The sequence below is a fragment of the Oceanobacillus sp. NCCP-135 genome (assembly GCF_059698015.1).
Genome location: NZ_BAAKSZ010000013.1, coordinates 1 through 14,039, shown reverse-complemented (window position 1 = coordinate 14,039; position 14,039 = coordinate 1). Strand labels below are relative to the sequence as shown.

At 38.4% G+C, this 14,039-nt stretch carries 16 protein-coding genes; 11 read left to right on the top strand and 5 right to left on the bottom strand.

Annotated elements, in window-relative coordinates; all coding sequences use genetic code 11:
• Nucleotides 1-121 precede the first annotated feature (121 nt).
• From AC6HVZ_RS10630 to AC6HVZ_RS10620, 3 genes are all read left to right on the top strand, one after another.
• Nucleotides 122-673: a methylated-DNA--[protein]-cysteine S-methyltransferase gene (locus AC6HVZ_RS10630; protein ID WP_497558138.1), complete on the top strand. Its 552-nt coding sequence runs from the start codon at nucleotides 122-124 to the stop codon at nucleotides 671-673.
• A gap of 68 nt (nucleotides 674-741) precedes the next feature.
• The gene (locus AC6HVZ_RS10625; protein WP_497558137.1) at nucleotides 742-1,056 is read left to right on the top strand and encodes a hypothetical protein; all 315 of its coding nucleotides are present in this window, start codon (nucleotides 742-744) and stop codon (nucleotides 1,054-1,056) included.
• Nucleotides 1,046-1,294 carry a hypothetical protein gene (locus tag AC6HVZ_RS10620; RefSeq protein WP_497558136.1) on the top strand — a complete coding sequence of 83 codons (249 nt, stop codon included), beginning with the start codon at nucleotides 1,046-1,048 and terminating at the stop codon, nucleotides 1,292-1,294. The genes AC6HVZ_RS10625 and AC6HVZ_RS10620 overlap by 11 nt, the downstream gene beginning before the upstream one ends.
• A 256-nt stretch (nucleotides 1,295-1,550) precedes the next feature.
• Here the strand turns inward: AC6HVZ_RS10620 and AC6HVZ_RS10615 are convergent, their stop codons facing one another.
• The 4 genes from AC6HVZ_RS10615 to glcT form a co-directional block, all read right to left on the bottom strand.
• A complete protein-coding gene (locus AC6HVZ_RS10615; RefSeq protein WP_497558135.1) occupies nucleotides 1,551-2,483 on the bottom strand; it encodes a DNA-3-methyladenine glycosylase 2 in 933 nt (310 codons plus the stop codon).
• A gap of 98 nt (nucleotides 2,484-2,581) precedes the next feature.
• A complete protein-coding gene (locus AC6HVZ_RS10610; RefSeq protein WP_497558134.1) occupies nucleotides 2,582-3,553 on the bottom strand; it encodes an NAD(P)H-quinone oxidoreductase in 972 nt (323 codons plus the stop codon).
• 660 nt (nucleotides 3,554-4,213) lie between these two features.
• Entirely contained in the window at nucleotides 4,214-6,268 is a 2,055-nt protein-coding gene (gene ptsG / locus AC6HVZ_RS10605) for a glucose-specific PTS transporter subunit IIBC (RefSeq protein ID WP_497558133.1), read from the bottom strand.
• Between the two features lie 337 nt (nucleotides 6,269-6,605).
• A complete protein-coding gene (gene glcT, locus AC6HVZ_RS10600; RefSeq protein WP_497558132.1) occupies nucleotides 6,606-7,448 on the bottom strand; it encodes a glucose PTS transporter transcription antiterminator GlcT in 843 nt (280 codons plus the stop codon).
• 710 nt (nucleotides 7,449-8,158) lie between these two features.
• Here glcT and AC6HVZ_RS10595 point away from each other — a divergent pair.
• From AC6HVZ_RS10595 to AC6HVZ_RS10580, 4 genes are all read left to right on the top strand, one after another.
• Complete coding sequence (locus AC6HVZ_RS10595) at nucleotides 8,159-8,740, top strand: DeoR family transcriptional regulator (RefSeq protein WP_497558131.1); 582 nt, start codon at nucleotides 8,159-8,161, stop codon at nucleotides 8,738-8,740.
• Nucleotides 8,741-8,838: 98 nt separating this feature from the next.
• Nucleotides 8,839-9,615: a FixH family protein gene (locus tag AC6HVZ_RS10590; protein ID WP_497558130.1), complete on the top strand. Its 777-nt coding sequence runs from the start codon at nucleotides 8,839-8,841 to the stop codon at nucleotides 9,613-9,615.
• A gap of 351 nt (nucleotides 9,616-9,966) precedes the next feature.
• Nucleotides 9,967-10,548: an NADPH-dependent FMN reductase gene (locus AC6HVZ_RS10585; RefSeq protein WP_497558129.1), complete on the top strand. Its 582-nt coding sequence runs from the start codon at nucleotides 9,967-9,969 to the stop codon at nucleotides 10,546-10,548.
• Nucleotides 10,549-10,573: 25 nt separating this feature from the next.
• Nucleotides 10,574-11,212 (top strand): NADPH-dependent FMN reductase, encoded by a 639-nt coding sequence (locus AC6HVZ_RS10580; protein WP_497558128.1) that lies wholly within the window; start codon nucleotides 10,574-10,576, stop codon nucleotides 11,210-11,212.
• A 90-nt stretch (nucleotides 11,213-11,302) separates the two neighbouring features.
• Here the strand turns inward: AC6HVZ_RS10580 and AC6HVZ_RS10575 are convergent, their stop codons facing one another.
• Entirely contained in the window at nucleotides 11,303-11,422 is a 120-nt protein-coding gene (locus AC6HVZ_RS10575) for a DUF4023 family protein (protein ID WP_497558127.1), read from the bottom strand.
• 229 nt (nucleotides 11,423-11,651) lie between these two features.
• On the opposite strand from AC6HVZ_RS10575, the gene AC6HVZ_RS10570 reads away from it, so the two are divergent.
• Genes AC6HVZ_RS10570 through AC6HVZ_RS10555 form a run of 4 tightly spaced genes read left to right on the top strand, consistent with a single transcriptional unit; the run spans nucleotide 11,652 to nucleotide 13,988 of the window.
• A complete protein-coding gene (locus AC6HVZ_RS10570) occupies nucleotides 11,652-12,212 on the top strand; it encodes a hypothetical protein (RefSeq protein WP_497558126.1) in 561 nt (186 codons plus the stop codon).
• On the top strand, nucleotides 12,106-12,801 hold the full coding sequence (locus tag AC6HVZ_RS10565) for a hypothetical protein (protein ID WP_497558125.1): 696 nt from the start codon (nucleotides 12,106-12,108) through the stop codon (nucleotides 12,799-12,801). Before AC6HVZ_RS10570 ends, AC6HVZ_RS10565 begins: the two co-directional genes overlap by 107 nt.
• Entirely contained in the window at nucleotides 12,798-13,646 is an 849-nt protein-coding gene (locus AC6HVZ_RS10560; protein WP_497558124.1) for an ABC transporter permease, read from the top strand. Before AC6HVZ_RS10565 ends, AC6HVZ_RS10560 begins: the two co-directional genes overlap by 4 nt.
• Before the next feature lie 12 nt (nucleotides 13,647-13,658).
• Complete coding sequence (locus AC6HVZ_RS10555; protein WP_497558123.1) at nucleotides 13,659-13,988, top strand: PadR family transcriptional regulator; 330 nt, start codon at nucleotides 13,659-13,661, stop codon at nucleotides 13,986-13,988.
• Nucleotides 13,989-14,039 lie beyond the last annotated feature (51 nt).

Sequence of the window (14,039 nt, the reverse complement as noted above, 5' to 3'; positions counted from 1 at the left end):
TTGTTTATTAACAGTATAGATTGATTTTGACTTAATCTGCAAATTTGTATAACGCACTTTAATTCAACTTGGTTTTCATTATATAATACAAGAAAGAATGGATAAAAATGAGGTGTCGGAAATGAAGTTTAACGAAAAGCAGACAGCATATTACGGACAAATAAATGAAGGTAATTGGTCTTTTTATATTGCAGTAACAGACAAGGGATTATGCTTTGTTGGTTCACAGGATGGTGCAATTGGTGAAGTGGAAAAATGGCTTAAAAAAAATCGGCCTAAAGCGGTACTTGTGGAGGCTCCAGATAGTGTAGCTCCTTATGCAGATGAATTAGTGGAATATCTGAATGGAGAGCGCAAAGACTTTGATCTTCCGGCAGACTTAGCGGGAACTGAATTTCAAGAAGCAGTCTGGGCAGAATTAGGAAATATTCCTTTTGGGAAAATAAAAACATATACTGATATAGCTGAGAATATTGGCAGACCAAAATCAGTACGAGCTGTAGGATCAGCGATTGGAGCTAATCCGGTAATGATTGTTGTTCCATGTCATCGTGTTATCGCGAAAAGTGGTAAACTTGCAGGTTTTCGTGGCGGAATTCCGATGAAGGAAAGATTGCTTGAACTGGAAAAGAAATTAGTGGAGGAAAATACATGTAGCCGGACTATCCATTAATCTATGAAAAATTGATTAACCATTATGGTCCGCAAAGCTGGTGGCCTGCCGATACTCCTTTTGAAATGATGATTGGGTCAATACTTGTTCAGAATACAAATTGGCGTAATGCTGAGAAGGCATTGGTGAAACTAAGACCTTATTTGGATCCTGAGTCAATCGACTTTTTACCGATAGAGGAACTAGCACAATTGATTAGATCAAGTGGTTTTTTCAATATAAAGGCAAAGCAGATAAAAGCGTTTGTTGCATGGTTTAAAAGATATAATTTTGATATTGAGAGCATTAAAAAGATAAATATGCAGGAATTGCGTAATGAGTTACTGGGAATTAATGGCATTGGCAGGGAGGCCGCTGACGTTATGCTAATTTATGCATTTTGATAAGCCTGTATTTATAGTGGATGCCTATTCGAGAAGGATTTTTTACCGTATCGGGTACGATATGCCAGCCTCATATGACGGTTTTAGGAAGCTAGTGGAACAGCAGATGCCGAACGATCTGGTTATCTATAATGAATTCCATGCACTTTTAGTCAAGCATGCAAAGCAATTTTGCAGGGCAAAACCAATCTGCGTGGAATGTCCATTGCTGAGTATTTGTGATCAACGAATAGAGTGAGTGTGATGAGAAGTGAATGGAAAAACTACAGCAGATATCTACATTGCGGTCGTGGAAGATGAAGAAATTCCTTACTTAGGATTACGTGAAGGCAAAGTCCTTATTTTTGCTAATAGTTTTTCTTTGAATAACTATTAGAATAAAAATAGCTTGGATATACCATCAAGCTATTTTTATTGATATTTACAAATCATTTTATCTTGTACTAATCCTACATCTGACTTCTGACCTCTGGAAAGATGCGTTAGTATTTTTCTTATAAATTATAAGACACACGCCATAAATAAAACGTAGCATAGGCCTCCCAACCTTTCCATGTTGAAGCTATTTCCAGAATCTCTTCTTTTGTTGGTTTCCGATCCATATTCTTCAGTGATTTTATTGCATTGTGGAGACCAACATCAGCAATTGGAAATGCTGTTGGGTATCGAAGACAGCGCATTAAAACATAATTGGCAGTCCAAGGGCCAATACCACGAATTTTGACAAGCTCCTTTTCGATCTTTTTAAAATCATCTAGTTCCAGTGATTTTTCTTTAGAAAGCTCTCCATTGGCCATTAATTGTGCAATTCCAATAATATATTCGCTTTTTCTAACTGTCATTTTTATCTCTGACATGTCCTCAATGGTGAGTTTTGCTATTTTTTCAAATGAGGGGAAAACCCAATAATTTTCCCCGTTATATTCGACTGCATCACCAAATCTTTCAACAAATTGACGCTTCAATGTATAGGCAAACCCCAAATTAATTTGCTGACCTAACACACCCCAGCATAAAGCTTCAAATAAGTCAGGCAGGCCAACAAGCCTGAGACCGAAAAAGTCCTGAATAAGATGTTTAAGAAGTGGATCGGTTTGGGCTATTTCATAAAAAGGAACAAGATTAGTGTCAAGATCGAACCAGTCTCGGATATAATTAACTACATTGGCTCTTGTTTTGACAGATTTTGGCCACGTTCCTGCTAAAAATCGAACGTGCAGATTATTGTGATTGTCAGGGGCACTGATCTGTACAAGCATGCGTTTATCGTTAGCCGAGATTAGACGTGTAATTGCCTTGTCTTCTATTTTATACATGATTTCATTTTTATCTCTTAGCAGGTAATCAAGATTGGGTCTGAAATCGAACTCAGCAGGAACATCAATGATGATACTATCGTTTTCCTCTTTCCACTTGTTTTTAACCATATGGAAACCCCTTCTGATTTTTATATTTATCTTTTCATCTTTTTTGGAATGCTGATGCAGAGCTGAGGTATTCTTTTTAAAGCCAAAGCCATTTCTGGTTACTCTGTTTTTAAAATTATCTTTCCTATGTTCCTGTTATTTTCCATATGCTCATGTGCTTTTTGGACTTGATCAAAAGAAAATACTGTGTCAATGATAGGCTTTAGTTGATCATTTTTAAAAAGTTCCAGAGCATTGGAAGCAAAATCAGTACTTAGTTCAGCTTTGTATTGATCACTTCTAGGGGTGAGCAATGTTCCTGTCAGCTGGATGCGTTTTTTCATTACATCCATTAAATTAAATTTTTCAATTTCCGCTCCACCTAATAAACCTATTAATACCCAGCGTCCATCCACTTTAATGGTGTTTAGGTTTTTCTCCCAATAAGATGCGCCAATAAAGTCAAGAATTAAATCGACACCCTGACCTTCTGTTGCCTTTTTAACTTCTTCGTCAAAGTTCTGCTCTTTATAATTAATACATACATCTGCACCAAGCGAGCGGGCGAAATCAAGCTTCTCTTTTGAGCCAGCCGTTATAATAACTTTTGCATTTTTAAGCTGCTTCGCAAGCTGTATAGCTGCGGTTCCAACGCCGCTTCCGCCCGCATGGATCAGCACCGTTTCGTTTTCTTGCAATTTTCCGAGCCAAAATAAAGTTTGATATGCAGTCAAGAATACTTCAGGAATAGCCGCGGCTTCCTCGAATGTAAGATTATCAGGAATGATCATGGCGCGATCAGCAGGCATCACGGCATATTCAGCATAAGCACCACCATTCACAAGCCCCATCACCCGGGTTCCCACTTCGATACCGGCTGTTGATGTTTCCACAATACCTGATACTTCAACACCTAGAATCGGATTCTCCAAATATCCGGCTCTTCCTTCACGGTTTAAAATGTCTGTTCTGTTTATGGCAGCAGCTTTCACTTTAATCAGTAATTCGCCTGGGTTTGGTACAGGTACCGGCTGCTCAGCCACCTCTAATTGCTCTGCACCGCCTGGCTGTTTCACAATAATGGCTTTCATTTCTGCTCCTCCTCGTCAATTATGTTCTCTTATATTAATGATAGCATGTTTTGAGAGAAGTTTTCAGATAGAGACACTCAAAGTTGAGAGACAGGCCGATAGAGTTGAGAGATGAAGCAGGGAAGTTGAGAGAGGTACCATCAAAGTTGAGAGAAAAACATTAAAAGTTGAGACATAAGCCAGCTAAAATCATATATGTCTCAACTTCCTCTTAATATCTCTCAACTTCCTCTTAATATCTCTCAACTAAAAACATATAAAAGTAAGAAAGCCTTAATGCAACTATACATAGAGATAAATATGGTGTTATTTGTATTGGGAGGTTTGATTTGATTTTGAAGATTAGTGGATATCCTGTGAAGATCATTGAAGAGAATACAAATTAAAAAATATAAAGCATTACTGCAACGAGACAGACACCAATTTTTGCAAGTAATCGCATAATGCACCTCCATGATTGTAAAGATATTCTCAATTTCAGATTACTAAATGTTTATTAAGTTAGTGGTATGTGTAAGTAAATTTTCTATATATTTTTTAAGTGCAGCAGGCGAGAAAAAATCAGTAGTACGTCACTATCTTGGCCTAAACTAACCTACATAAGTCCAAAGAAGAAACAAATCCCCCAACAGCTCTAAAGCCACCGGGGGATCGATCTTACTATTCAATCGTAATAATGCTTTCATCTTTCACATTAACATTACCTTGTTTTTGCAATACAATTTTCTCACCATCACGCAAATTCGTGAAGACTACTGGCGTGATAGTGGATTTAGCGTGCTCGCCAATATAATCAAGGTCTGCTTTTAGTAAAGGCTGTCCAACTTCTACATTGTCCCCTTCATTAATGAGTGTTTCAAATCCTTCACCCTTCAGATTAACCGTATCAATACCAACATGAATGAGTATTTCCCTGCCACCTTCAGATTGAATTCCGAGTGCGTGTTTTGTTGGAAATACATTAATGATTTTCCCGTTAACAGGTGAGGTAATTAATCCTTCTTCAGGGATAATCGCAAAACCATCGCCCATCATTTTACCGGCAAAGACCTGGTCAGGGACTTCTGTAATGGGTATGAGTTTCCCTTTTATTGGTGAGAAGATTTTTTCATCAATGATTTCATTTTGCAGTGCTTCAGGATTTACTTCTTCAATTTGCTGCTGTATTTCCGCTTCCTGGTCTGTTTCAACCATACGTGGTTTTTTACCTGAGATGATATCCTGCATTTGTCCTTTGATTGTTTCAGAACGTGGTCCGAAGATTGCCTGGATATTATTACCGACTTCAAGTACTCCGGCAGCACCTATTTTTTTCAGTCCATCCTTGTCTACATTCTTAATATCGTTGACAGAAACACGTAGACGAGTAATACAAGCATCTAAATGGGCGATGTTTTCCTGTCCGCCCATTGCATCAAGTACATGATAGGCAAGTTCTCCTGCTTCGGCCTTTGATGATCCTTCTTCATTCTCATCCGTTTCTTCACGGCCTGGTGTCATCAAATTGAATTTTTTAATAAAGAATCTAAAAATGACATAGTAAATTACAGCGAATGCAAGTCCTAAAGGAATGGTAATCCACCATGGTTCTCTGCCTGGCAGAATTCCAAATAGGAGAAAGTCAATGGCCCCACCTGAAAATGTATAACCGACATTTACACTTAAAAAGGTCATTAAAACAAATGATAGTCCATCTAAAACTGCATGGATAAAGAATAATACCGGTGAAACAAACATAAATGAAAACTCAAGCGGTTCAGTAATCCCTGTTAGGAAGGATGTTAATGCGGCTGACCCCAGTAAACCGGCAACCAGCTTCTTCCTTTTCGGTCTTGCTGCATGATACATGGCCAGAGCTGCCGCCGGAAGTCCAAACATCATGATTGGGAATTCTCCAGCCATAAAGTTACCTGCAGTGATTTCAACACCATCTTTTAATTGTGCAAAGAAGATTGTCATATCCCCGCGAACAAGTTCACCAGCAACTGACGTATACGTACCGAATTCATACCAGAATGGTGCATGGAAAATATGATGTAATCCAAACGGAATGAGTAATCGTTTAATAAAACCAAAGAAAAATACAGCTAGATAGGTGCCTTCTTCGATTAGCCAGTAGGATGCACTGTTCATTGCTTCCTGTACTGGCGGCCAGATAAATATCAGAATTAACCCCATTATAAAGGAGGCTACTGCGGTTACAATTGGCACAAAGCGTTTTCCTGCAAAGAATCCAAGAAAGGTAGGCATTTCGATATCATGGTACCGGTGATAACAGAAAGCTGCAATCAAACCTACGATAAGACCACCGAATACCCCTGTTTGTAATGTTGGAATTCCTAACACAGATGCAAAACCAGGATCTCCCTCGAGTGTTTCGGGTGTAACGCCAATAAATGAACTCATCACCTGATTTAAAACCAAATAACCTACGATTGCAGCAAGTCCTGCTGCCCCATCTCCAACAAGCCCGATTGCAACACCTATCGCAAACAGGAGTGCAAGGTTATCAAATATGACGCCACCCGCATCTTCCATAACGGTTGCAGTCAGCTGGATCCAATCCGCACTTAAGAAAGGAAGATACTCAAGCATGGTCGCCTGTTGAGCAGCGTTACCGAGCCCGAGCAAAAGCCCTGCTGCTGGTAGTAGTGCAACTGGAAGCATTAATGCTTTACCAATTTTTTGCAGTGTACCAAAAGCTTTTTTAAACATGTTAAAACCTCCATTATTTTATTTGCAGAAAGTATAGCCATATTCCTTTCTGCACAAATGTTACTTAGGCATTACTTAGGAGGCGTGCACTCCAAATTATAAGGGTTTCCAGGAAAGCAAAATGTGCTTTCAAGAATCCCTTTAACGAATGCCCAGTTTTTCTAAGAAACTTTCTATATAAGCAGCTAAAAGCAGCGTTTTCATGCAAACAAAAAAGGCATGAGCAAAAATAATAATGAATTCCATGAAGAGACAGGGATATCTTTCCCTATCTTTCTTTTTTCATTATCACTCTCTACTCATGCCTGATCGAATCAGTTACACGTTATTAACATGATTATTCGTATTTTGCCGTTAAGCGCTGGAGATGCATCGTCAAATACACTGCTTCAGCATCATATACCGGCTTTTTTAAGGTTTGCTGCATTATTTTAATTAGTTTCCATGAAAGATTATAGCATGTGGGATACTCACTTTTCAACAATGCAGCAATTTTACTTGGTTCTTCTATTTTTTCTTCGTTAATAACCCTTTCAATTGTGTAGCGGATATGACGGACAAGCCGGATATAGTCGATGCTGCTTCGGTCAATTGTCAGCTTGAACTGATCTTCAATCGTCGTGATTAGGTTTGTTACCAATTGTGAGTATTTATTGATATCTGAAACATCCTGATTGGTAATCGCGCCATGCACATGCAGTGCGATAAAGCCTATTTCGCCTTCAGGAAGGTTAATTCCAATCGACTGGTTAATGAAATCTACTACCTCTGCCGCTACTTCATATTCAAAGGGATAAAGTACTTTGGTCTCCGCTAAAAAGGGATTCCTGATTGCCATCCCCTTCATGAGACGGTTAATTGCAAACAGAATGTGATCGGTTAAAGCGACATGGACCTGTTCTGTTATCAGCACGTTCGATTTGTTGCCAATTATATTTAGAGAATCAATAATTGCATTTAATGTTTTCTCATCGATATTCGGTAGAAGGTTTTTATAATACTCCTGATCAGCCTCATTACGCAATACAAACATTTTTTCAATTATGTTGTCATCAATTGGATCATTTTTCTTCTTATTAAAACCAATTCCTTTACCGATTAAAATAACTTCTTGCTGATGCTGATCATTTGCAATTAGAACATTGTTATTTAGTGCTTTTATTACTGTATATGAATTCATATCCAATCCCCTATTTGACCATAAGCTAATTGAAGTAATGTTTATTGCTATATATCATAATACCATTATAAAGATAGAATTAAAATATTTGAAACCTTACTAATAGAGGATGTTCAAAAAGTCCGGTAAAAATGACATATCGTTGTTACTAGTTGCTTGCTTTTTGTTCCTTGGAAAAGAAGAACACTTTTCCTGCGTGCAAGAATATTTGCTCGTGTATTAACTGCATACGTTCCGCTACGGAGAGCTACGCCGTCTATAACATCTCGGTCCTTCTTAGCCTCCTTTTTGAACACGCACTAATAGCAAACTAAAAAAAGTCGCATTAGTCTCACAAATGGACTATAGTCTTGCAAATATAAACAATCACTCCTTTATCACGCATTAACGGGCTGTAATACCCCCACCTCCAAGCGTGAGAAATCCCAAATGTGAAGGTGGGGTATAAACAGCCCGTAAATTTCCTGATTCTGTTCAAGGGTCTTTAGGTCATACCATGAGGTACTAACATTCAGTGGGGGAGGAAGGGAAACCTCCATTGAATGAAGTTTCACTTTATCAAAAGGTTTATTATATTCCTTTTCTTATGTCACAAATAATTCACATGAAGTTCATAGATCGTTCGTTAATTATAGAGTATTTTCATGTTATACTATGTTTGAGATTGTTTGAATTAAACAAACAAGATTTTTTAAGTAAGGGGTTTAAATATGCTGCCAATTGAACGACAGAATCGAATAAAAGACCAGATTCAAGAAAAACGTAATATGAAGATAGCTGAATTAAGTCAGGAGCTTGGTGTTTCAGAAATGACTATTCACCGGGATCTTAAGCCGATGATCGATGAAGGATATGTGGTAAAAACTTTTGGTGGTGTAACACTTGCTCGTGAATACGAAGAGACAGGGCTAAATAAATGTGTAATTTGTAGGAAAACATCAGATGAAAGATTAGCTTATCGGCTGATATTACCTAATAACAAAATTGAATTAGCATGTTGTGCACATTGTGGACTTATCCGGCATCGACAGCTTGGAGCTGAAGTCATGCAAGCCATTTGCCAAGATTTTTTCAGGCAAACAACGATAAGTGCTTCCATAGCCTGGTATGTCATGAATACCTCTGTACATATGGGCTGCTGTCAACCACAAGCTTTAACATTTGAATGGAAAGAACATGCGGAAAAATTCATCAAAGGATTTGGAGGAGAAGTATATGCGTTCGATGAAGCAATGGAATACCTCTATCAAAAAATGAATGGCTCCAATCAACACTGCAGCAAACATGAATAGGTTTATTGATACTTTGTGTAGTAAATAATAATGAACTTCTAATTTGAATATAGTTCGTACAAATACGATAATTTATCCTGAAAATGGAGGTAAAAATAATGTATAAGAAAACGTGGGTGTTTCTATTAATAGTGGCTTTAGCTGTTATACTTACTGCATGTGGTGGAGGAGAGGATAACGCTGAGGAAGCTGAAGAAGACGATGAACTAGCATTACTTGAAGTGGAATTTGAGGTTCCCGAAACTGCTGACGTAAATGAGACAGTGGAATTGAAAGCAATCGTTACATATGGGGAGGAAGATGTAACGGATGCAGATGAAGTGACATTTGAAATTTGGGAACAGGGAAATGAAGAGGATAGTACGAAGATTGAAGCAACGAATAATGGGGATGGCACATATACAACTGAAACATCATTTGAACAAGATGGCGTGTATGAAATGTATGCACATACTAATGCAAGAGAATTGCACACAATGCCGAAAAAATCCATTACGATTGGAGATGGAGTAAGTGAAGAAGCGAGCAGCTCTGATGAAGCGGAGAGTCATGAACATGAACAGGTTGAAAACGCTGAAGGATTTGGGATGCACTTCATGGAGCCGGAAGATGTAAAAATAGAAACAGATACTGAATTGACTGTCCATTTACAAATGGATGGAAGTCCACTCGAAAAGGCTCAGGTACGATATGAAATTTGGAATGAGGAAGTCTCGGATAAGCATGAATGGGCAGATACTGAAGAGTCAGTACCAGGGGAATATACAACTTCCTATCAATTTCCAGAAGCCGGAATATACACACTGCAAATCCATGTAGAAAATGATGATGGATTACATGAGCACGAGGAATATCAAGTGGAAGTAATGGATTAAAACTTTATATTTTAAGAAACCCGATTTTCATGAAGAGAGTCGGGTTTCGGTTTCTTATGGCAAAGTATAGATTTCATTAACAAAAGCGACTACTTGCCAATTTCTACATATTCGACCTCTAACCTGTGTTATCTGTAAAAAAGAAGCAAAACTAGGTTCTTCTTATACTATAGGATCCTACCCATTATAAGAATCCCGACTTGACACTTACTAAATGTAACTTTATAATAAAAAGGAATTAAATATATTGCATTTGCTTTAAAAAGATGCTATTATATTTTATATTGAGTTCATAAATAATGAATTAAATATAAATTAATTCAAGTTATATACATCATGGGAGGAATTAATATGTTAAAAATAGGTATTATCTTAGGAAGTGTACGTCAAGGTCGTAATGGAGAAGCAGTTGCAAATTGGACATTAGATTTTGCAAATAAACGGAATGATACTGATGCGGCATATGAATTAGTGGATCTTGCTGATTACAATCTACCATTGCTAGGTGCAGCTGTACCGGAAGCAGGTCAAGCTGAAGCGGAAGCGGCTATCAAAGGATGGTCAGAGAAAATGGCTTCATTTGACGGGTATGTTTTCATAACTCCAGAATATAACCATGCTGTTGGTGGGGCGTTAAAAAATGCGCTTGATTACTTGAAAGCGGAAGTAGCTAACAAAGCAGCCGGACTTGTAGGCTATGGTAGCTTGGGTGGAGTGCGTGCACATGAGAATCTGCGTCTCATCTTTGGTGAGCTTCAGATTGCAGACGTACAAACTGCTATCACATTCTCATTAATGACTGATTTTGTTAACATGAGTGAATTTAAGCCTGCAGACTATCATGAGGCAAATGCTAACACAATGCTTGATCAGGTTATCGCTTGGAGCGGTGTTTTACAAACAGTAAGAGAAAAAAATCTGGTTAATGCATAAATAATATATTGGGCGGTGCAACAAAATGGGATTTTTAGATAAATTATTTGGTAGATCAACGGAGGAGGAAGAAACCGTGTCAGACTTAAAAATAGGTATTATTTTAGGAAGTGTACGTCAAGGTCGTAATGCAGAGGCTGTTACGAATTGGATATATGATTTTGCAACAAAACGCAATGATAATACAAATTATGAAGTGGTGGATCTTGCTGATTACAACCTGCCACTACTTGGTGCAGCTGTACCGGAAGCAGGGAAAGCTGATGCTGAAGCGACAATGAAAGCATGGTCAGAGAAAATGGCATCATTTGATGGCTATATCTTCATAGCTCCGGAATATAACCATGCTGTTGGTGGAGCACTTAAAAACGCACTTGACTATTTGAAACCGGAAGTAGCTAACAAAGCCGCTGGACTTGTAGGATACGGCAGCCTGGGTGGCGCACGAGCACATGAGAACCTGCGTCTCATCTTTGGTGAACTTCAGGTTGCGGATGTACAAACTGCTGTTACATTCTCATTAATGACTGATTTTGTAAACATGAGTGAATTCAAGCCTGCCGATTATCACGAAGCAAATGTTAACACCATGCTTAACCAGGTTATCGCTTGGAGTACAGGATTCAAAGCTTTAAGAAAAGAACTTGAACTTGTAATTGCATAAATAAATGATGAAACTGCCGGGAGGTCTTACCAGATCACTCGGCAGTTTTTATTTGGTTTTTTTAAGCGGTAATTTTTCCCAGACCAATACCTAATGCCGTTTATTAGGCAGTTTTTTTGCCGGATCATCATGTCCCTGTCTTTTCCTGTTATTATTGTCCTTTTTCTTTGTATCATTGAATTTTTTCACAAAATCATTCGTGTTGTCCACAATATAACCTCCTCGCTTAAGAATTCTACAAGGTAGTTTAACCATTTAAGCTAATATTATTTACACGACCCAGTAAGTAACAGATCCTTCCCGTGCTTTTTCCTAAAATAATTTTATAGATAAGTATGAAAAAATTATATAAAAAACCATTGACATAGATACTCGGTATATATATATATATACTCAGTAACTAGATACTCAGTATATAAAGATTGGGGTAAATAATGTAATGATGGAATTAATACTAAAATTTCAATGGGAAATATTTATCACAGCTGAAGTGCTATCCGTAATATCACTACTTCTATTTGGGGCGGTGCGCTATTTCTTTGATAAGCGCAGATTCAGTTTGTTGTTTTTACTATTATTCCTCCTGTTATTGGTACTCGAAGCGATAATGGCTTTACTGATTTATCAGGAAACCGGAGAAATATCTACGTTTCAGATCGTCATAACAATTTTTGTGATCTATGCATGTACGTTTGGAGTTTTTGACTTTTTGAAACTGGATCGCTGGATGCGTGGGAAGATAGGAGGCTGGCGTGGTGTCGAGCTCCTTTTTGAAAAAGACAAACAAATCATGAATAAACAGAAAGACCCACGATATGTGGCAAGAAAGTATCGCTTTAGTGCAATGGCACATCTGATTGTTTTTGTAGTAGTTCAAACAGGAATATGGATTTATGCGACTAATAGGAACTGCGGTTGCTCTGCCAATTGGTATATTGTTTGGTGGGTTTTTCCAGGAAATGCTAATGGCTGCTATTGCCTCGCAGAATATAACATATGATTTGGAATTGACTGTTCCACTTATTATTTCTGCATTCGTTGGAATTCTGTTTCCCTTTCTGGCTGCTGCCTTTCCTGTATATCAAGCAGGCAAAACATCAGTTATGGAAGCAATGGTTGATAAGGCAGCACAACAAAGAGGTAGTAAAGGTGGAAATACGATACGAATAGTAGCAGGGATTATTTGTACAGGAATTGGATTAATCGATAACAATATTGCTTTTCTATTTCTATTTATTGGGCTTGTGCTTTTGTACCCGTTATTTATGCGGGGAATTCAAGCAATTATCAGTCCGTTGTTTAAGTTGATTTTTAATTATCCAGGAAAACAAGCGATTAGATCTGTTAAACAATTTGAAAATCGTAATGTTAATACATCCGCGATGCTGGCGATTGGTGTTAGTTTAGCATTGTTTATGAGTGCAACACTTGAGTCACTACCTGATGGAATGGAATCCGAAGTTCGCTCAACATACGGTGGGGATATTCATGTGGTTAAAGAAAGCCCATGGCAGGACAGGGATCTAGAAACCGTTGAAGCGATGAAGGTATTGCAAGTGCCTATCGATTTGCTGACATTCCGAATGTGACCTGGGAAACCCAAAATGAAGAGGAACGGGAATTTTCGATCATGAGTTTTTCAGGAGAGGCTGAGAATGCAGAGATTTTCCATATTACAGATGAAGCAAACGAAGCCACCGAGCTTGCGACTCTCTATCTTGGGGAACGTGCATTAGCCGAGTGGGGAGGAGAAGTTGGTGATGTTTTTACAATGAATACCCCATCTGGCAAGACTGATTTCTTTGTGAAAGGAAGTGTGCAGACATCTCATTACACGAACTATGTAGCGTTTGTCGAAGAGTCGACACTGGAGACAGTTCTTAATTGGCCTGGACAGTATAATTTAGCGATTACAGCGGGTGACGAAGCAAGCATTCCTTTTATTTATGATCAGGTCTGGGAAAATTATGGTGATGAGGTATCCAATGTGAACAGTGCCACGCAGACGGTTGCACAGTCTACGAATGCATTAACCGGTATGAATGAGCTCATGCAGGGACTGCTTCTGCTCATTATTGTTTTATCAGCAGTAGGAATTAGCAATACCTTATTTATGAATACACTCGAGCGGGTCAAGGAAATTGGTACAATGCGAGCAATCGGTTTTACAAAAGGGCAGGTCAGATTTATGATCATTGCAGAGGGTTTAATTATTGGAGTAGTGGGTGTAATCGTAGGGATTGGCTACGGAATTCTGGTTATCTATTTAAATTCACAGTCCGACCAAGCACAGGCACTATTAAGTTTTACGGTTCCATGGAGCAGCTTATTTTTAGCGGTTTCAGGCGGCTTACTATTCACATTTTTTGCATCATGGCTACCAAGCGTCATAGCATCAAGCGTACCAGTAAAGGAAGCGATATCTTATGAGTAAGCGGGGATCTTTATGTCTGTAAAACACTCACTACTTGCATTGCTATATGAAAAACCAAGACATGGCTATGAATTGAAAACAGGCTTCGATGAACTCGTTGAGAGCATGTGGCCGCTTAATGCTGGCCAGGTATACACAACACTCGACAGACTGGAAAGAGATAACCTTGTTGAATCACCAGGCCATGACCTGAAGGATCGAAAACAGTACACAATTACCGAACAAGGAAAAGAAGAGCTGTGGACCTGGCTGGAAAAACCTGTTGGACGTTCTTTACTCAAAGATGAATTTTATTTCAAATACCTTTGTGCAAGTTTTGTGGATTATAACACTACAGCGTGAATTACGTCTTTGCAAATTTCAAGGATTTCCTTTTCAAACAATGGGAATTGT